The organism is Sphingobium sp. CR2-8, assembly GCF_035818615.1.
Lineage (GTDB): Bacteria > Pseudomonadota > Alphaproteobacteria > Sphingomonadales > Sphingomonadaceae > Sphingobium.
This window is the reverse complement of the sequence record NZ_JAYKZY010000002.1, coordinates 2077941-2095219: the sequence shown is the minus strand read 5'-3', so window position 1 is coordinate 2095219 and position 17279 is coordinate 2077941. Positions and strand designations below refer to the sequence as shown.

Annotated in this window: 15 protein-coding genes; 6 read left to right on the top strand and 9 right to left on the bottom strand. The window is 64.6% G+C overall.

Features of this window, described 5'->3' with window-relative positions; genetic code table 11:
* Nucleotides 1–7 precede the first annotated feature (7 nt).
* The 3 genes from U5A82_RS14115 to U5A82_RS14105 are packed head-to-tail and all read right to left on the bottom strand — an operon-like array spanning nucleotide 8 to nucleotide 1736.
* A complete protein-coding gene (locus U5A82_RS14115; protein WP_326291479.1) occupies nucleotides 8–676 on the bottom strand; it encodes a methionine ABC transporter permease in 669 nt (222 codons plus the stop codon).
* The gene (locus U5A82_RS14110; protein WP_326291478.1) at nucleotides 676–1404 is read right to left on the bottom strand and encodes a methionine ABC transporter ATP-binding protein; all 729 of its coding nucleotides are present in this window, start codon (nucleotides 1402–1404) and stop codon (nucleotides 676–678) included. Before U5A82_RS14110 ends, U5A82_RS14115 begins: the two co-directional genes overlap by 1 nt.
* Nucleotides 1401–1736, bottom strand: coding sequence for a hypothetical protein (locus U5A82_RS14105; RefSeq protein ID WP_326291477.1), 336 nt, complete (start codon nucleotides 1734–1736; stop codon nucleotides 1401–1403). Before U5A82_RS14105 ends, U5A82_RS14110 begins: the two co-directional genes overlap by 4 nt.
* 293 nt (nucleotides 1737–2029) lie before the next feature.
* Here U5A82_RS14105 and U5A82_RS14100 point away from each other — a divergent pair, with 293 nt between their 5' ends.
* Complete coding sequence (locus tag U5A82_RS14100; protein ID WP_326291476.1) at nucleotides 2030–3124, top strand: 5-methyltetrahydropteroyltriglutamate--homocysteine S-methyltransferase; 1095 nt, start codon at nucleotides 2030–2032, stop codon at nucleotides 3122–3124.
* A gap of 62 nt (nucleotides 3125–3186) precedes the next feature.
* On the opposite strand, the gene U5A82_RS14095 is transcribed toward U5A82_RS14100, so the two are convergent.
* The 3 genes from U5A82_RS14095 to U5A82_RS14085 form a co-directional block, all read right to left on the bottom strand.
* Nucleotides 3187–3813, bottom strand: a complete 627-nt coding sequence (locus tag U5A82_RS14095; protein WP_326291475.1) for a YitT family protein — start codon at nucleotides 3811–3813, stop codon at nucleotides 3187–3189.
* A gap of 132 nt (nucleotides 3814–3945) precedes the next feature.
* Nucleotides 3946–5154, bottom strand: a complete 1209-nt coding sequence (locus U5A82_RS14090; protein ID WP_326291474.1) for an MFS transporter — start codon at nucleotides 5152–5154, stop codon at nucleotides 3946–3948.
* Nucleotides 5155–5323: 169 nt separating this feature from the next.
* Complete coding sequence (locus U5A82_RS14085; RefSeq protein ID WP_326291473.1) at nucleotides 5324–5746, bottom strand: helix-turn-helix domain-containing protein; 423 nt, start codon at nucleotides 5744–5746, stop codon at nucleotides 5324–5326.
* A gap of 231 nt (nucleotides 5747–5977) precedes the next feature.
* Here U5A82_RS14085 and U5A82_RS14080 point away from each other — a divergent pair, with 231 nt between their 5' ends.
* Entirely contained in the window at nucleotides 5978–6244 is a 267-nt protein-coding gene (locus U5A82_RS14080) for a hypothetical protein (protein WP_326291472.1), read from the top strand.
* 6 nt (nucleotides 6245–6250) lie between these two features.
* On the opposite strand, the gene U5A82_RS14075 is transcribed toward U5A82_RS14080, so the two are convergent.
* Genes U5A82_RS14075 through U5A82_RS14065 form a run of 3 tightly spaced genes read right to left on the bottom strand, consistent with a single transcriptional unit; the run spans nucleotide 6251 to nucleotide 10192 of the window.
* Nucleotides 6251–6940: a L,D-transpeptidase family protein gene (locus U5A82_RS14075; protein WP_326291471.1), complete on the bottom strand. Its 690-nt coding sequence runs from the start codon at nucleotides 6938–6940 to the stop codon at nucleotides 6251–6253.
* A gap of 51 nt (nucleotides 6941–6991) precedes the next feature.
* Complete coding sequence (locus tag U5A82_RS14070) at nucleotides 6992–9259, bottom strand: NADP-dependent malic enzyme (RefSeq protein ID WP_326291470.1); 2268 nt, start codon at nucleotides 9257–9259, stop codon at nucleotides 6992–6994.
* 27 nt (nucleotides 9260–9286) lie between these two features.
* Nucleotides 9287–10192 carry a LysR family transcriptional regulator gene (locus U5A82_RS14065; RefSeq protein WP_326291469.1) on the bottom strand — a complete coding sequence of 302 codons (906 nt, stop codon included), beginning with the start codon at nucleotides 10190–10192 and terminating at the stop codon, nucleotides 9287–9289.
* A 94-nt stretch (nucleotides 10193–10286) separates the two neighbouring features.
* Here U5A82_RS14065 and U5A82_RS14060 point away from each other — a divergent pair, with 94 nt between their 5' ends.
* From U5A82_RS14060 to alaS, 4 genes are all read left to right on the top strand, one after another.
* Nucleotides 10287–12398 (top strand): malate synthase G, encoded by a 2112-nt coding sequence (locus tag U5A82_RS14060; protein ID WP_326291468.1) that lies wholly within the window; start codon nucleotides 10287–10289, stop codon nucleotides 12396–12398.
* A gap of 124 nt (nucleotides 12399–12522) precedes the next feature.
* Nucleotides 12523–13149 (top strand): glutathione S-transferase family protein, encoded by a 627-nt coding sequence (locus U5A82_RS14055; RefSeq protein WP_326291467.1) that lies wholly within the window; start codon nucleotides 12523–12525, stop codon nucleotides 13147–13149.
* Nucleotides 13136–14395, top strand: a complete 1260-nt coding sequence (locus tag U5A82_RS14050) for a M24 family metallopeptidase (protein ID WP_326291466.1) — start codon at nucleotides 13136–13138, stop codon at nucleotides 14393–14395. Before U5A82_RS14055 ends, U5A82_RS14050 begins: the two co-directional genes overlap by 14 nt.
* 199 nt (nucleotides 14396–14594) lie before the next feature.
* The gene (alaS, locus tag U5A82_RS14045; protein WP_326291465.1) at nucleotides 14595–17249 is read left to right on the top strand and encodes an alanine--tRNA ligase; all 2655 of its coding nucleotides are present in this window, start codon (nucleotides 14595–14597) and stop codon (nucleotides 17247–17249) included.
* Nucleotides 17250–17279: the final 30 nt, after the last annotated feature.

Genomic DNA, 17279 nt, shown 5'->3' with positions numbered 1-17279 from the left:
CGAAATCCTAACGATGGTCGATCCGGCGGGCAAGCCAGTCGCCGGACCATTGGATGAGTTGAACGAGCAGCACAAGAAGCACGACCGTCACCAGCATGACGTCGGCCTGAAAGCGCTGATAGCCGTAGCGGATGGCGAGGTCGCCCAGCCCGCCTGCGCCGACCACGCCCGCCATCGCCGTGAATGACACGAGCGCGATGGCGGTGACGGTCGCGCCCGACACCAGGCCGGGAAGCGCTTCGGGCAGCAGCACCTTGCCGATGATCTGGAGCCGCGTCGCGCCCATCGCCTGCGCCGCTTCTATGGTCGCGCGCGGAATGTCGCGCAGCGCGGTTTCGACCAGGCGCGCATAGAAGGGCGCGGCCCCCGCCACCAGCGGCGGGATCGCCCCCGCGACGCCCAGAGAGGTTCCCATGACCAGCAGGGTGAAGGGGATCATCATGATCAGCAGGATGACGAAGGGGATGGAGCGCAGGATATTGACCACCACGCCCAACACCCGGTTGAACGCCACGCTTTCGCTCATCTGCCCCCGGTTCGTCAGAAACAGCAGCACGCCCAGCGGAATGCCCAGCAGCAGCGTCAGCACCAGCGAAGCGCCCAGCATGAACAGCGTGTCCATCGTCGCCTGCAGGATGTCGGGCCAGACGATATTCTGGAAAAAGCCGTCCTGCATCAGCCGTCCTCCCCCAGCAGGGCCAGTGTCGCCTGCTCGCGCGATCCTATAAATATGCTGTCGACCGGGCCGGTTTCGACCAGGCGGCCCTGATCCAGGACGGCGACATGATCGCAGATCGCGCGAACGACCGACATTTCGTGGGTGATGAGGATGATAGTCAGCCCCATCTCGCGGTTGAGATCGGCCAGCAGCGCCAGCACCGAACGCGTCGTTTCCGGGTCGAGCGCGCTCGTCGCCTCGTCGCACAGCAATATGTCCGGCCGGGTGGCCAGCGCGCGGGCGATGCCGACGCGCTGCCGCTGTCCGCCGGACAGGCGCGCAGGATAGTCGCCAGCCTTGTCCGCTATCCCGACCCGGGCCAGCAATTCCGCCACCCGCGCGTCACGCGCCGCCTTCGCCACGCCCGCCAGTTCCAGCGGCAGGGCGACATTGCCCGCAACGCTGCGGTTGGCGAGCAGGCCGAACGCCTGGAAGATCATCCCGATGCGCCGCCGCAAGCCGCGCAGATCGGCCGCCTTCATCCCCGACAGCGCGACACCGTCGATCGCGACGTCGCCGGCGCTGGGCCGCTCCAGCCCGTTGATGAGGCGCAGCAGGGTCGACTTGCCCGCGCCGGACCGGCCGATGATGCCGAAGATCGATCCTTTGGGAATGGAAAGGCTGACGTCGGTCAGCGCCGCCGTCCCATCGGGAAAGCGTTTGGATATGGATGTCAACTCGATCATGCCGTGCCCATAGCCTGTATGGTGAACCGTTCCATCCCTTCTTCCTGCGGACTCATGCGAAGCAGCAGCAGGTCGAGGCCAGCCGCCTCATATTCGGCGATCCGTTCGCGGATCTGTTCGGGCGTGCCGATCAGGTTGGGGTTAAGACCGCGGTTGGATACGGCATATGCCTGCAACGGGAGATCGCGTTCCAACTGGGTGCCCGACAGCCACTGGTCGAAATTGGCATAGCCCGTTTCCAGCCGCGCATAGGCCATACCGCGCCTGTCCGGCGCGTCGAAAAGAGGGGCGAACCAGGGCGGATGTTCATGGAGAATGGCAAGGTCGGTCACGATGGCCGCGACGGTAAACGCTATTGTCGACCGATCAAGTAGGGAATGGCCATTTCGGCATCCTTGCTCGTTTGAAGGCAAAGCGCTCTCCATTTGCAGAACTCATCGCCTCGCATTATTTCCTGTGGAGGCCAAGCAAATTGGTCTTGAGCAGGCGAGCGCTGCGAGCGCATGAGCCGAAGCGTCATAGCGACCCAGGTCGGCAGGCTAAATTTGGGGGGTTACGGCGCCCACCGCTACGCTGTAATCGGCCGACCCAACGCTCGATCGAACAATAAGCAAGAGAGACACACATGCCAACACCGCCCTTCCGTGCCGATCATGTCGGCAGCCTCCTGCGTCCCCGGGGTATCGCCGACGCTCGCGCAGCCAAGGTCGGCGATGCCGAACTGCGCGCGGCCGAAGACCGGGACATCCCCGGGCTGATCCGGATGCAGGAAGACGCTGGCCTCAAGGTCGTCACCGACGGTGAAGCGCGCCGCGCCTTCTGGCATTTCGACTTCATGGGCATGCTAGACGGCATGGACATGGAAGTCCGGGGCGAGGGCGTCCAGTTCCACGGCACGCAGATCCCGCCGGTCCATCCGGTGATCAACGGCAAGCTCGGCTTTCCCAAGGATCATCCGATGCTGGAGCATTTCACCTTCGTGAAGGATCACACGTCGGTCTGCCCGAAAATCTCGATCCCCGGCCCGTCCTGCGTCCATTTCCGCACCGATCCTGCGGACATCAGGCCGGCGATGTACCGGGATCCCGACCTGCTGTTCGCCGACATCGCCCAGACCTACAAGGAGGCTGTGCAGGCCTATTATGATATCGGCTGCCGCTATCTCCAACTGGACGACATCTTCTTCGCCTATCTCGGCGATCCCAACCAGCGCGAACAGCGCAAGGCGATGGGGCAGGATCCCGACTGGCTGATCGACCGCTATGCCTGGATGCTGAACGAAGCGATCAAGGATCGCCCGGCCGACATGATGATCGGCATGCATATGTGCCGGGGCAATTTCCGGTCCACCTTTGCCGCGTCGGGCGGCTATGATGCGGCCGCCGATGCAATTTTCAACAAGACCGACGTCGATATCTATTTCATGGAATATGACACCGACCGGTCCGGCGGGCTGGAGCCGCTCAAGCTGCTGCCCAAGGGCAAGAAGCGCATCATGGCGGGCTTCATCACCTCCAAGACCCCGGAACTGGAATCGATGGATTGGCTGACGCGCCAGTTCGAGGCGGCGTCCGCCTATGTCGACATGGATCAGCTGGGGATCGCGCCGCAATGCGGCTTTGCCTCCACCGAACATGGCAATGCGCTCACCGAAGATGACCAGCGGCGGAAGCTGGAACTGGTCGTCGCTACCGCCGAAAAGCTGTGGGGCGAAGCCTGATCCAACGCGGAGCGGGTTTTCCGTAAAAGCGACGGCGTGGAGAATGCGTCCACGCCGTTACTTCAATGGCCGATATAGCGGCCGGGTCGGTGATTGACGATCAGCACCGCATTCATCGCGGCGGCGGACAGCACCGACAGGCCGAACCGCTCGAAACTCAGCAACGGCAGCGACGACAGCAGGATCGCGATATCGCACAGCATCTGCGTGCGCCCGGCGTTCCACCCGCGGGCCCGTTGCAGGATCAGCGCCACGACGCCGACGCCGCCCACGCCCGCACCGTGGCGGGCGATGGCCAGGATGCCGAAGCCGATGATCGAGCCGCCGAACAGGGCGGCGAACAGGGGGCTGATCCTGGCGATCTGCAACGCAGTCGGCATGGCCAGCCCTGCGCCCATGATCGCTATATTGGCGAACAGGGTCTTAAGGCCGAACGCGACCCCCATGGCCCGTCCGGCAAAGAGGAAGAAGGGGATGTTGATAAGCAGGAACAGGGCCGCTGGCGACCAGTGAATCAGATAGGATAGCAGCAGCGCGATCCCGGCCATCCCGCCCGTCACCAGATTGGCCGCCTTCAACAGCATCAGCCCCATGGCGATGAACGCACAGCCTATCGCAATGGCATAGCCGTCTTCGGCCAGGCTATGGGGGCGGGGCGGCGGTATCGGGATGGTAGCGGCAGGCGGCATGGGCGAAATCCGTGATGAGCAACGCCCCGGCCATCCTCCTGTTATTTAATTACCTATTCTTATAACGACATTACGCGGTGCTGCAAAGGCTTAGGTGGAGACGACCCGATCGGATCAACGACCGATGATGCCTTATTCCGCCGGGGCGAAGGCGACCGTTGGCCGCCGCCGCTCCAGGCTGATCGCGACCAGAAAGACCGCAAGGCCCGCCAGCGCAAGTGCGCTGCCGATCCAGCCGGTCGACACCAGCCCATAACCCGCCGCGATCGCCAGGCCGCCCAGCCACGGGCCCAGCGCATTGGCGAAGTTGAAGGCGCTATGGTGCAACGCCGCCGCCAGCGTCTGCGCATCGCCCGCCACGTCGATCAGGCGCGCCTGCAACGGCGTGCCCAGGCCCCCGCCGATCCCGATCAGGAAGATGTTGAGGCCCAGCGTCCAGATATTGCCCGCCATCAATGGGAACAGCGCCAGCGACACCGCGCTCCACAACAAAACGCCGATCACCGTGCGGTTACGCGCTTTGTCCGCGGCCCAGGCGGCGACCAGATTGCCCAGCGTCAGGCCCACGCCGAAAATGACCAGCACGAACGGGACGTAGGTTTCCGAGACATGGGTCACGTCGATCATGGTCGACGCGACATAGGTGTAGACAGCGAACATGCCGCCGAAACCGACCGCGCCGGTCAGCAGTGTCAACCACACCTGCGATTTGCCCAACGCGGTCAGTTCGCGCATCGGGCTGGCCTTGGCATCGCCCGCGTCGCGCGGGGCGTAGAGCGCGACCAGGGTCATCGTCGCCACCGCCAGCGCGGCGACGACGAAGAAACCCGACCGCCAGCCCAGGACCTGCCCCATCCAGTTGGCGACGGGCACGCCGATCACCGTGGCGACGGTCAGGCCGGACATGACCTTCGCGATCGCCAGCGTCCGCTTCTCGAACGGCACCAGATTGGCGGCCACCAGCGCGGCGACCCCGAAATAGGCGCCATGCGGCAGGCCGCTCAGGAACCGGAACAGCAGCATCCAGTGATAGCTGGGCGACAAAGCGGACAGGCCGTTGGCGATGGCGAACATCGCCATCAATCCGATCAGCAGCGTCCGGCGCGGCAGACGCGCGCCGAAGGCAGCGATCACCGGCGCGCCCGCGACCACGCCCAGCGCATAGGCGCTGATCGCATGGCCGGCCGTCGGCACGTCGATGCCCAGGTCGCGCGCGAAAAAGGGCAGCAGGCTCATCGACGCAAATTCGGTCGTCCCGATGGCGAAGGCGCCGACCGCAAGGGCGAACAGGACGAGCGCGGGATTCGCGGTCTGGGGGCGGATGCCCATGGCAAGCTCCATGCTGCGATGCAGAAAAATACGGAAGCCCGCCAAATGGTCCTGGTGACAGCGCTGGTCAAGGCGTGCGGCAGATTTGCCGGTTGCAAATGACGCCCCGCTACGTGCGCCCCGTGCATGTGCGAAAGCTCGAAATCATGGTCGACGCGCCGATGCGCGGAATAGCTACAGGCTAGCCCCGCGCCGGTCGCGACCATAGTAGCGTCGCTGTTTGCAGCATGAACTGCTGGGCCTCGTCATCCAGCGCGTTGAACAGATTGACCAGTTGCTCCTCGTCGGTCGCCCCGCCATTGCCGACCCGGGTGGCGCTGCCTTCGCCGGTGATCAGCCATTCGGCATCGACGTCCAGCACCCGCGCCACGGTGAAGAGATGACGCGCCTCGGGTAAGGACTCGGCATTCCGATAGCGGCTGATCGTGTTTCTGGGCAGGCCACTGCGCCGCGACAACTCCGCATCGTTCAAATCCAACCTTTTGATGAGAAAGGACAAACGTTGCGCGAAGGCAATTTTTTCGCCTTCACGATCTTTTCTCGATTGAACTGTTCCGAATTTGGAACTATTGATCCGTTTATGGGATGATTCAGATTGTGCCATTATTGTCTGTGGTTGGAGTGCGGCTCAGCATCGATCGAGGACATGAAATTGGTGTGAGAGTTAATGGTTTAGGCGCGGTTTTGCTCCTGCTCGGCCCAACCTTTTGATTTAGCCTTGAGCCATGGGTTGATTTTTAAGCCCTTCACGCAACAATTTGCCGAACGCAATTGCTATCATCCTCTGATAGCCAGTTCATCAAGATTTTAGGTTTCAAACCACACCGGGGGCCGTTTGCCTGATGAAAGTCGCCACGACGACGCGTCCATAACGCAAAGCCCCGAGAAGCAAAGCGTCACGCCGCCGTTCGAATTGCTTGGTATCCCGTTGCCGGTAATATGGTCGCGCTGGTCCCGGTTCGTCGACACGCGCCTGCGCAGGCGCGTTCAGGCGTCGGCGGAGGGTGAGCGCTTTGCCGCCGCGCTGGTTCTTGGCCTGTGCATATCGACCCTGCTCTGGATCGCGATCCTGGCTGCGGTCTATTGGTTGTTCTGGGGATAGCCAGCCTCAGCCGACTTGGGCCTTGCTGACGTCCAGCATCTTGCCGTCGGTAATCACCACCATGTCGCCCAGCTTAGTGACGCCGAACAGCTTCTGGGCAAATTCCTTCGGCACGCCGATGCAGCCATGGGTGCCGCGCCCCCATTGCACGTCGCTGCCATGGATGAAGACGCCGTCGCTGGTCAGCCGCTGTGCGAAGGGCATGGGCGCATTATTGTAGGTGCGCGAAAAATAGTCGGCATGTTTCGCCATGATCGGGAAAGCGCCCTTGGGGCTGGGCTTGTCGGTCGCGCCATAAAGGATCACCGCTGCGCCGATCTCGTAACCGTCGCGGAACACCGATAGCGTCTGCGCGCGCAGATCGACGGTGATGATCACCGGCCCCGTCTTGGGCGCGCCATTTTCGTCCCAGGCATAGTCGCCATGGCGGAACGGCCCGTCGATCTTGAGCACGCGCTTGACGCGCAGCGCAGCCGGATCGATCGCCATCCCCTGATCACTGCGGCGCTCCACCGCCTTTGCCGGGGCAGGGGGCTGTGCGGCCGCAGGGGTCGTGGCGGTTTCCGTGGCCGTTTCGGGGGCGGCCTGTCCTTCGAACGCCGACCGATCGATCGACGCGAATATGATCAGGCCGGTCATCGCCACTATGCCGCCGATCGCCAGCTTCGGCCCAAAGCCTTTCAGGAAACCCGCCATTGCTATCCTCATGCCTCCACGCCCGATCAGCATAGGGATGAAAAGTTAAGTTCAGCCTTCGCGCGCGACTTCCGCCGCTGCGATCGCGGTCAGGTTCAGAATGCCGCGCGACGTGACGCCCGGCGTCAGCACATGGATCGGCTTGGACAGTCCCATCAGCATCGGGCCTACCGTGGGCGAGCTGGACGACGCCGACAGCGCCGTCAGCGTGATGTTCGCCGCGTCCAGGTTCGGCATCACCAACAGGTTCGCCGGCCCCTCGAACCGCGAATCAGGGATCAGCCGTTCGCGCAATGCCTGGCTTAGCGCGGCGTCCGCATGCATTTCGCCATCGACCGCCAGGTCGGGCGCGGCGTCGCGCACGATCTTGAACGCCCGGCGCATCTTGCGCGCGCTGTCCGTATGCGACGCGCCGAAGTTCGAATGCGACAGCAGGGCCGCCCGTGGCGTCAGCCCGAAATGCTTGAGTTCGGCCGCGGCGGCCAGCGTCATTTCAGCGATCTGTTCGGGCGTCGGGTCCGGCACCATATGGGTGTCGGTGATGAACAAAGCGCCCGCGTCCAGGATCAGGCCCGACAGCGCATAGACGCGGCTGTGGCCCGGCACCCGGTCGATGATGCGCAACACATGTTCGACCTGGCCCCAATATTCGGACCGGCCACCGACCAGCGCGGCGTCGACGCGGCCGGTCTGCAACAGCATGGCGGCGGTCACGGTGGGGCGGCGATAGACATGCCGCAATATTTCGTCGGCGGGCACGCCCCGGCGCGATGCGACCGCGCGATAGGCCTCGACCAGTTCGCCCATCACAAGATGGTCGGTTTCCGGATCGATCAGTTCGACATCCTTGTCGAGGTTGAGACTGAGACCCAGTTCGGGCAATTTCTGTTCCAGGATGCGACGACGCCCGACGATGGTCGGCCGCACGATCCCTTCGTCCAGCGCGTCGCGAATGGCGCGCAGCACGCGGTCATCCTCGCCCTCGCCATAGGCGATGCGGCATTCCGTGCCGCGCGCGGCTTCGAACACCGGCAGCATCAACTGACCCGACCGGGCGTTATGGCGCGACAGGCGGCGCCTATATTCGTCCAGGTCCAGCATCTTCTTGGCGACGCCGCTGTCCATCGCCGCCCGGGCGACGGCGACCGCGATCTCGCCGATCAGGCGCGGATCGAACGGGGTGGGGATGATATAGTCCGCGCCGAATACCAGCCTGCGTCCGCCATAGGCCTGCGCGACGCTGTCATGCGCGGGCATGCGGGCGAGCGCCGCGATCGCGTCGGCAGCGGCGACCTTCATCGCCTCGTTGATCTGCGTCGCGCCGACGTCCAGCGCGCCGCGGAAGATATAGGGGAAGCACAGGACGTTGTTGACCTGGTTGGGATAGTCCGATCGGCCGGTCGCGATGATCGCATCGGGGCGCACCTCGCGCGCGGCCTCCGGGCGGATTTCCGGCTCCGGATTGGCCAGCGCGAAGATCAGAGGATTGGGCGCCATCAGCGGCAGCCATTCGGGCTTCAGCACGCCCGGCGCGGACAGCCCCAGGAACAGGTTCGCGCCCGGCAGCACGTCGGGCAGCGTGCGCGCATTGGTGTTGCGGGCATAGCGCGCCATGTTGGGCAGCATGCCTTCGCGACCCGAATGGATGACGCCATCCTTGTCGGTCATGGTGACGTTTTCGATCGGCAGGCCCATCGACACCAGCAGGTCGACGCAGGCGAGCGCCGCCGCGCCCGCGCCCGATGTCACCAGTTTCGCGTCGGCCAGCGTCTTGCCCTGCAACACCAGCGCGTTGCGGACGGCGGCGGCGACGACGATGGCGGTGCCATGCTGGTCGTCATGAAAGACCGGAATGTTCATCCGTTCCTTCAGGCGACGCTCGATCTCGAAACATTCGGGCGCTTTGATGTCTTCCAGGTTGATGCCGCCGAAGGTCGGCTCCATCAGCGCGACGGCGTCCACGAACGCGTCCGCATCGGTCGTGTCGATTTCGATGTCGAACACGTCGATATCGGCGAATTTCTTGAAGAGGACCGCCTTGCCCTCCATCACCGGCTTCGACGCCAGCGCGCCGATCGCGCCCAGGCCCAGCACGGCGGTGCCGTTGGAAATGACAGCGACCAGATTGCCGCGCGCGGTATAGTCCATCGCCTTGTCGGGATCGGCGGCGATCTCGATACAGGGGGCGGCGACGCCGGGCGAATAGGCCAGCGCCAGGTCGCGCTGGTTCACCATGCGCTTGGTCGGCTCGATGCGGAGCTTACCGGGCTGAGGATAGCGGTGATAGTCGAGGGCGGCGCGGCGGGTGTTATCGTCCATGCGATGCGCCTTAGTGACTGCGTTCCGTCAGGGCAACCCAATGTGGTCCCAGGGCGGCGTCGGGACATAAAGTGTAACAAGAAAATCGATGAAGGCGGTGATCGCGGCGGGGGGATTATGCTGCGGCAATTGCACCGCGAACAGGCCGACATCGGCGGAACCCCCATAATCCGGCAATATCTGCCGAACTGCTCCAAGGCCAAGCGCCTCGCTGATGTCCCAGAGCGACCGCAGCGCGATGCCGCCCCCCGCCAGCGTCAATTCGCGCACGACTTCGCTGCTGTTGGTGCGGACATGGCTTTGCCCTTCCACGGCGACGGGACCCTTGGGGCCGACCAGTCGCCAGGGCATCTGCCCGTCGGCAGCCAGCAGGCGATGGCTTTTGAGATCCGCGACCCTTTGCGGTGCCCCGAAACGGTCGAGATAGGCGGGGGAGGCGCATAATATCCGTCGATTGGTCGCCAGCCTCTTGGCGGTCAGCCCCGGCCCCGGATCGGCGGTGATGCGGATGGCCAGATCCGCGCGGCTGTCGATCAGATCGGCGAAATCGTCCGACAGGTCGATGCGCAGATCCACCTTGGGATGCGCATCGATGAAGCGCTGGAGATAGGGCGCCAGGTGCATGCGGCCGAACGATGTCGGTGCGGTGATGCGCAACACGCCCGATGGCACCGCCGACAGCCCGGACACCCGTCGTTCCGCATCGTCCAGCGCCGCCAATATGCCGCGCAGATCGGCATGCAGCCGCTCGCCCGCCGGGGTCAGCGCCAGCCGTCGCGTGGTGCGATGCACCAGCTTCGCGCCCAGCCGCTCTTCCAGCCGTGCCAGACGCTTCGACATCATCGCAGGCGATATGTGCAGCCTGCGCCCTGCCGCCGCCAGTCCACCTTCATCCACTACGGTCACGAACAATTCATGGTCGGGGTCCATCATATTCGTTCACCACAAGAATGACTATCTTCGCATAATAGCGTCTACACCGCATAATGGAAAAGGTCTACAAGGTGCGTAATCAAGGAGTGGACCCATGAACGACCGCATGATCGAAAAGGCTGGTTTGCACGTCGCGCAAGAGCTGGCCGATTTCATCGACCATCTCGCGCTGCCCGGCACCGGCATCGCGCCCGAGGCCTTTTGGGCTGGCACGGCCGCCGTCTTCGCTCGTTTCGCACCGGAAAACGCCGCCCTGCTGCGCAAGCGCGACACGCTCCAGGCGCAGATCGACAGTTGGCATGAGCAGCGCCGGGGCCAGCCGCATGACGCCGTCGCCTATCAGGCGTTCCTGCGCGACATCGGCTATCTGGCCCCCGAACCCGCGCCGTTCCAGATCGCCAGCGAAAAGGTCGATGATGAAGTCGCGCGCCTGGCCGGGCCGCAACTGGTCGTCCCGATCCTCAACGCCCGCTTCCTGCTCAACGCCGCCAATGCGCGCTGGGGTAGCCTCTATGACGCGCTCTATGGCACGGACGCCATTCCGGGCGCGGCCTCCGGCAAAGGCCATGACGCAGCGCGCGGCGCGCAGGTCATTGCCTGGGCCAGGGCGTTTCTGGACGATGCTATCCCACTGGCGCGTGGAAGTTGGAGCGATCTGAACAGCGACGAGATCGTTCTGGCCGATCCGGCGCAGTTCATCGGCACCAGCAAGAAGGGCAGGCTGTTTCGCCACAATGGCCTGCATATCGAGGTCATCTTCAATTCGACCCACCCGATCGGCGCGACCGATCCGGCAGGCATCGCCGACGTCATCCTCAAATCCGCCCTGACCGCCATCTGCGATCTGGAGGACTCCGTCGCGGCCGTCGACGCGCAGGATAAGGTCACGGCCTATGCCAACTGGCTGGGCCTGATGCGCGGCGATCTGACCGACACGTTCGAGAAGGGCGGCGCGATGATGACCCGCGCCCTCAACCCCGACCGCAGCTATACCGCGCCCGACGGCAGCGCCTTCACCCTGCCGGGGCGCAGCCTGCTGTTCGTCCGTAACGTCGGCCATCTGATGACCAACCCGGCAATTCGCCTGCCCAATAGTGACGAAGCGCCCGAAGGCATATTGGACGGCATCGTCACCAGCCTGATCGCGATCCACGACCTGCAACGGGGCGGCGGCAACAGCCGCGCGGGCAGCGTCTATATCGTCAAGCCCAAGATGCACGGCCCCGACGAAGCCGCCTTCACCAATCGCCTGTTCGATGCGATCGAAGACATGCTGGGCCTCGCCCGCCACACGATCAAGGTCGGCGTCATGGATGAGGAGCGCCGCACCTCGGCCAACCTCGCCGCCTGTATCAAGGCGGTGAAGGACCGCATCGTCTTCATCAACACCGGCTTCCTCGACCGCACCGGCGACGAAATGCACACGTCGATGCAGGCCGGCCCGATGATCCCCAAGGGCGAGATGAAGACGAGCGACTGGATCGCCGCCTATGAGGATCGCAACGTCCAGATCGGCCTCGCCTGCGGGCTGTCGGGCCGCGCGCAGATCGGCAAGGGCATGTGGGCCGCGCCCGATCGCATGGCCGACATGCTGGACCAGAAGGTCGGGCATCCCAAGAGCGGCGCCAACACCGCCTGGGTGCCGTCACCCACCGCCGCGACCCTGCACGCAACCCATTATCACCGCATCGACGTCTTCGCCCGCCAAGCGGAGCGCCAGGCGGAGGGGGTCGCCCCGCTGGAAAAACTGCTGACCATCCCCGTCGCGCTTGGTCGCAACTTTTCCGAAGCGGAAATCGCGCAGGAACTGGACAATAATGCGCAGGGCATCCTTGGCTATGTCGTGCGCTGGATCGATCAGGGCGTCGGCTGCTCCAAGGTGCCCGATATCCACGATATCGGCCTGATGGAGGACCGCGCGACCTTGCGCATTTCGTCCCAGCATATGGCCAACTGGCTGCTGCACGGCGTCTGTACGGAGGCGCAGGTCGACGCGGCGTTCCAGCGCATGGCGGCCAAGGTCGATGCGCAAAATGCCGACGATCCGCTCTATCAACCGATGCACGGTCGGGAAGGGGAGAGCCTCGCCTGGCAGGCCGCTCGCGCCTTGGTGTTCGAAGGCGTCGAACAGCCCAACGGCTACACCGAACCTCTCCTTCACGCCTTCCGCGCGAAGGAGAAGGCGCACGCGCTGGAAGACGCGTAACTAGATGTTCCCCGGCCCTGAGCGCCTGCCTTGGCAAGCAGTCGAAGGGCCGGAGAACGTCAGCCGCCTTGGCAACCTTCCCATGCTGCGTTAGCCCTGTACGCCACGCAGCATCGGAGCCGCCATGACCATCATCGTCCATCATCTGAACAACAGCCGATCGCAGCGCATCCTCTGGCTGTTGGAAGAACTGGGCGAACCCTATGAGGTCCGCTGCTACGAACGCGACGCCAAGACGATGCGCGCGCCCGCCGCACTGCGCGCCGTCCACCCGCTCGGCCGCTCCCCGGTGGTGGAGGTGGACGGCCACCGCCTGATCGAGACCGGCGCAATCATGGAGCATCTGGTCGCCCGCGCCGGCAACCGCTTCGGCGCGCCCGCCGATGCCGAAGGCGCGATCCGCTATCGCCAATATATTCACTATGCCGAAGGATCGATGATGCCGCCGCTGTTGGCGCTGCTCATCATCGGCAAGCTCGGCCTGCTCGGCCGTCCCGCGCGCCCGACGGTGCAGCGCATGCTGGACGACCATCTCGACTGGCTCGAAACCGAACTGGCGTCGCGTCCCTATTTCGCGGGCGATGCCTTCACCGCCGCCGACATGATGATGAGCTTCCCGCTGGAAGCCTCCCGCGCGCGCGGCGGCCTGGACGAATCGCGCCCCAACATCATCCGCTGGCTGAGAGAAATGCATGCGCGCCCCGCCTATCAAGCCGCACTCAAGACCGGTGGCACCTATGCTTACGCCTGACCGCCGCACATTGCTGCGCTACGCCGCCGCGACCCTCGCCACGTCGCTCGTCACTCCGCGCCTCTTCGCGCAAGAGAGGGCGGGAGAGGCGCTGAAATCTCTCACCACCACGGCCACCCCGATCGGCAAGGCCGAACGCGCCGACCGCCTCACCCGCGCGCAGGCCATGATGCAGGCCCAGGACATCGACGCATTGCTGATCGAGCCGGGAGCCAGCCTCATCTATTATACCGGCATCCGCTGGCGCCGCTCCGAACGCCTCACCGCCGCGATCATCCCCGCGACCGGCGCGCCGCTGATCGTCTGTCCCTTCTTCGAGAAACCCTCGATCGACGAATTGCTCGCCATTCCCGCAGAGGTGCGCGTCTGGCAGGAGGATGAAAGTCCCTACGCCCCGATCGCCGATTTCCTGACCGCAAAGGGATTGGCGACGGGCCGCATCGGCATAGAGGAAACGGTCCGCTATTTTGCGGTCGACGGCATCAAGGCTGCGCTCCCTGCGGCGACCCTCGTCAAAGACCCCGTCACCCGGGCCATCCGCATGCGCAAGACGGCGGCTGAAGTCGCCCTGATGCAGGTCGCCGCCGACGTCACCATGGCCGCCTATCGCTGGACCTACCCGCAGGTGAAGGCGGGCATGACCCCAGCCGATATCGGTGCGTTGATGAGCGCCGCGACGAAGCAACTGGGCGGGCAGGTCGAATTCAACCTCGTCCTGCTCGGTGAAGCGGCAGCCTATCCTCATGGCTCGGGCAAGCCGCAGGCCGTCCGCACGGGCGAAGTCGTCCTCATGGACTGCGGCTGCACGGTCGAGGATTATCAGTCCGACATCAGCCGCACCTGGGTCCATGGCGCGACCCCCACCGCCCAGCAGCGCAAGGTCTGGAACGCGGTGGCGGAAGGGCAGACAATCGCCTTCGGCAACGCCATGCTGGGCGCGCCTGCGGGCGTGGTCGATGGCGCGGTCCGCAACTATTATCAAAAGCTTGGCTACGGTCCCGGCTACGCGCTCCCCGGCCTGTCCCACCGTACCGGCCATGGCATCGGCATGGAGGGGCACGAGCCGGTCAACCTGGTCCGCGGCGAAAAGACGAAGTTGGACGTCGGCATGTGCTTCTCCAACGAACCCGGCCTCTATCTGCCGGGCGTGATGGGCATCCGTTTGGAAGACTGTTTCCACATGACCGCGCAGGGACCGGCCTGGTTTTCCAAGCCGCCCGTGTCGATCGAAGAGCCTATCGGTTAACTCGCTTCATCTCCGCCGTTCGGGCTGAGCTTGTCGAAGCCTCTTTCTTCTTCGTGGCGTCGGAGAAGACAGAAAAGCCCTTCGACAGGCTCAGGGCGAACGGATCGAGAGGAGAGTGAAAGATCATTCGTCACCTCCCGGTTTCAATCGACCAAATCCCCCGCTTGTGCGGCGGGCCGCTTCCCACTAAATCGCCCCCATGACCTCGACCAACGACATTCGCCGCTCTTTCCTCGACTATTTCGGGGCCAACGGCCACACCATCGTCCCGTCCGCGCCGCTGGTGCCGCACAACGACCCGACGCTGATGTTCGTCAATGCGGGCATGGTGCCGTTCAAGAATGTCTTCACGGGTCTGGAAACGCGCCCCTACAAGACCGCGACGTCATCCCAGAAGTCGGTCCGCGCGGGTGGCAAGCATAACGACCTCGACAATGTCGGCTATACCGCGCGCCATCATACCTTCTTCGAAATGCTGGGTAATTTCAGCTTCGGCGACTATTTCAAGGAACAGGCGATCACCCACGCCTGGACCCTGCTGACCAAGGAATGGGGCCTGCCTGCGGACAAGCTGACGGCGACCGTCTACCATACGGACGACGAGGCGTTCGACCTGTGGAAGAAAATTGCCGGCCTGCCCGATCACCGGATCATCCGTATCCCCACCAAGGATAATTTCTGGGCGATGGGCGACAGCGGCCCCTGCGGCCCTTGCTCGGAAATCTTCTACGACCATGGCGATCATATCTGGGGCGGCCCTCCGGGTTCGCCGGAGGAAGATGGCGACCGCTTCGTCGAAATCTGGAACCTCGTCTTCATGCAATATGAGCAGGAAGCCAACGAGATCGTCTCTGAACTGCCCAAGCCCAGCATCGACACCGGCATGGGTCTGGAACGCATCGCCGCCGTCATGCAGGGCGTGCATAACAATTACGACACGGACACGTTCAAGGCGTTGATCGAGGAATCCGCTGCGATCACCCGCACCGCCACGGATGGCGAGTTCCAGGCCAGCCACCGCGTCATCGCCGATCACCTCCGCTCGACCAGCTTCCTGATCGCGGACGGCGTCCTGCCCGCCAGCGAGGGGCGCGGCTACGTACTGCGTCGCATCATGCGCCGCGCCATGCGCCACGCGCACATCATCGGCGCGAAAGACCCGCTGATGTACCGTCTCGTCTCCAGCCTCGTCTCCGAAATGGGCGGGGCCTTCCCCGAACTCGTCCGCGCCCAGCCGCTGATCGAGGAAACATTGCTGCGCGAGGAAACCCGCTTCCGCAAGACGCTGGAAAACGGCCTGCGCTTGCTGGACGAAGCGACCACCGGCCTGTCCGAAGGCGCGTCCCTGCCGGGCGAAACCGCGTTCAAACTCTACGACACCTATGGCTTCCCCTATGACCTGACCGAAGACGCGCTGCGCACCCAGGGCCTGTCGGTCGACCGCGCCGGTTTCGACGCCGCCATGGCCGAACAGAAGGCCGCCGCGCGCGCCGCCTGGAAGGGGTCGGGCGAAAAGGCGTCGGATGAAATCTGGTACGACATCGCCGAAACATTCGGCACGTCCGAGTTCGTCGGCTACGCCTCCACCCAGGGCGAAGGCGAAGTGCAGGCCATCGTCAAGGACGGCGCGCGCGTCGATAGCGCCACGGTGGGCGACACGGTCGCGATCATCACCAACCAGACGCCCTTCTATGGCGAAAGCGGCGGCCAGAATGGCGACGCGGGCACGATCACGTCGCTGGGCGGCCTGACGGCGCAAGTGTCGGACACCGCCAAGCCGCTCGGTCGCCTCCACGCCCATCAGGCGACGATCAGCGCAGGCAGCATCAAGGTCGGCGACACCGTCCAGCTGACCGTCGACGTCGAACGCCGCGACCGCATCCGCGCCAATCACAGCGCTACCCATCTGCTCCATGCCGCGCTGCGCAAAGAACTGGGCGGCCATGTGACGCAGAAGGGCAGCATGGTCGCCGCCGAGCGCCTGCGCTTCGACTTCTCCCATCCCGAAGCCCTGACCCACGCCCAGATCGCGAAGGTGGAGGCGGACGTGAACGCGCAAATCCGCCATAATGAGGAGGTCACGACCCGCCTCATGACCCCGGACGACGCGATCGGTGCAGGCGCGATGGCGCTGTTCGGCGAAAAATATGGCGACGAAGTCCGCGTCCTTTCGATGGGGAAGGGGGACGACAATCATTATTCGGTCGAACTGTGCGGCGGCACCCATGTCCGCGCGACCGGCGACATCGCCCTGTTCAAGATCGTGTCGGAAAGCGCCGTCTCCAGCGGCGTCCGCCGGATCGAGGCGCTGACCGGCGAAGCCGCGCGCCTGTGGCTGATCGATCGCGACGACAAGCTGCGCCAGACCGCCGCTGCGCTCAAGACGTCGCCGGACGAGGTCCCCGCCCGCATCGCCGCGCTGGTGGAACAGAGCCGCAAGCTGGAGCGGGAGCTCGCCGACGCGAAGAAGGCGCTGGCCCTTGGCGGCGGATCGGGCGCGGCCCCGGTCGGCCCCGAACAGGTCGGCGCGGTCAGCTTCCTCGGCCATGTCATCGATGGCCTCGACCCCAAGGAATTGCGCGGTATCGTGGACGGCAACAAGAAGACGCTCGGCAGCGGCATCTCCGCCGTCCTCGCCGTGGTGGAAGGCCGCGCGACGATCGCGGTCGGCGTGACCGACGATCTGGTCGCCAGCATCAGCGCGGTCGATCTGGTCCGCGTCGGTGTAGAGGCGCTGGGCGGCAAGGGCGGCGGCGGCCGTCCCGATATGGCACAGGGTGGCGGTCCCGACGGCGACAAGGCGCAGGCCGCGATCGATGCAGTCAAGGCGGCGCTCGCCAGCGTCCCGGCCTGACTGCGCAGGGTAGGCGCATGGCCGATGCGC

Coding starts and splice junctions, on each gene's coding strand:
- U5A82_RS14095 (WP_326291475.1), bottom strand. CDS start 3,813: ATGCCGCCTGCCGCTACCATCCCGATACCGCCGCCCCGCCCCCATAGC.
- U5A82_RS14050 (WP_326291466.1), top strand. CDS start 13,136: ATGCTTACGCCTGACCGCCGCACATTGCTGCGCTACGCCGCCGCGACC.
- U5A82_RS14090 (WP_326291474.1), bottom strand. CDS start 5,154: ATGGAGCTTGCCATGGGCATCCGCCCCCAGACCGCGAATCCCGCGCTC.
- alaS (WP_326291465.1), top strand. CDS start 14,595: ATGACCTCGACCAACGACATTCGCCGCTCTTTCCTCGACTATTTCGGG.
- U5A82_RS14065 (WP_326291469.1), bottom strand. CDS start 10,192: ATGATGGACCCCGACCATGAATTGTTCGTGACCGTAGTGGATGAAGGT.
- U5A82_RS14075 (WP_326291471.1), bottom strand. CDS start 6,940: ATGGCGGGTTTCCTGAAAGGCTTTGGGCCGAAGCTGGCGATCGGCGGC.
- U5A82_RS14070 (WP_326291470.1), bottom strand. CDS start 9,259: ATGGACGATAACACCCGCCGCGCCGCCCTCGACTATCACCGCTATCCT.
- U5A82_RS14085 (WP_326291473.1), bottom strand. CDS start 5,746: ATGGCACAATCTGAATCATCCCATAAACGGATCAATAGTTCCAAATTC.
- U5A82_RS14115 (WP_326291479.1), bottom strand. CDS start 676: ATGCAGGACGGCTTTTTCCAGAATATCGTCTGGCCCGACATCCTGCAG.
- U5A82_RS14100 (WP_326291476.1), top strand. CDS start 2,030: ATGCCAACACCGCCCTTCCGTGCCGATCATGTCGGCAGCCTCCTGCGT.
- U5A82_RS14060 (WP_326291468.1), top strand. CDS start 10,287: ATGAACGACCGCATGATCGAAAAGGCTGGTTTGCACGTCGCGCAAGAG.
- U5A82_RS14110 (WP_326291478.1), bottom strand. CDS start 1,404: ATGATCGAGTTGACATCCATATCCAAACGCTTTCCCGATGGGACGGCG.
- U5A82_RS14055 (WP_326291467.1), top strand. CDS start 12,523: ATGACCATCATCGTCCATCATCTGAACAACAGCCGATCGCAGCGCATC.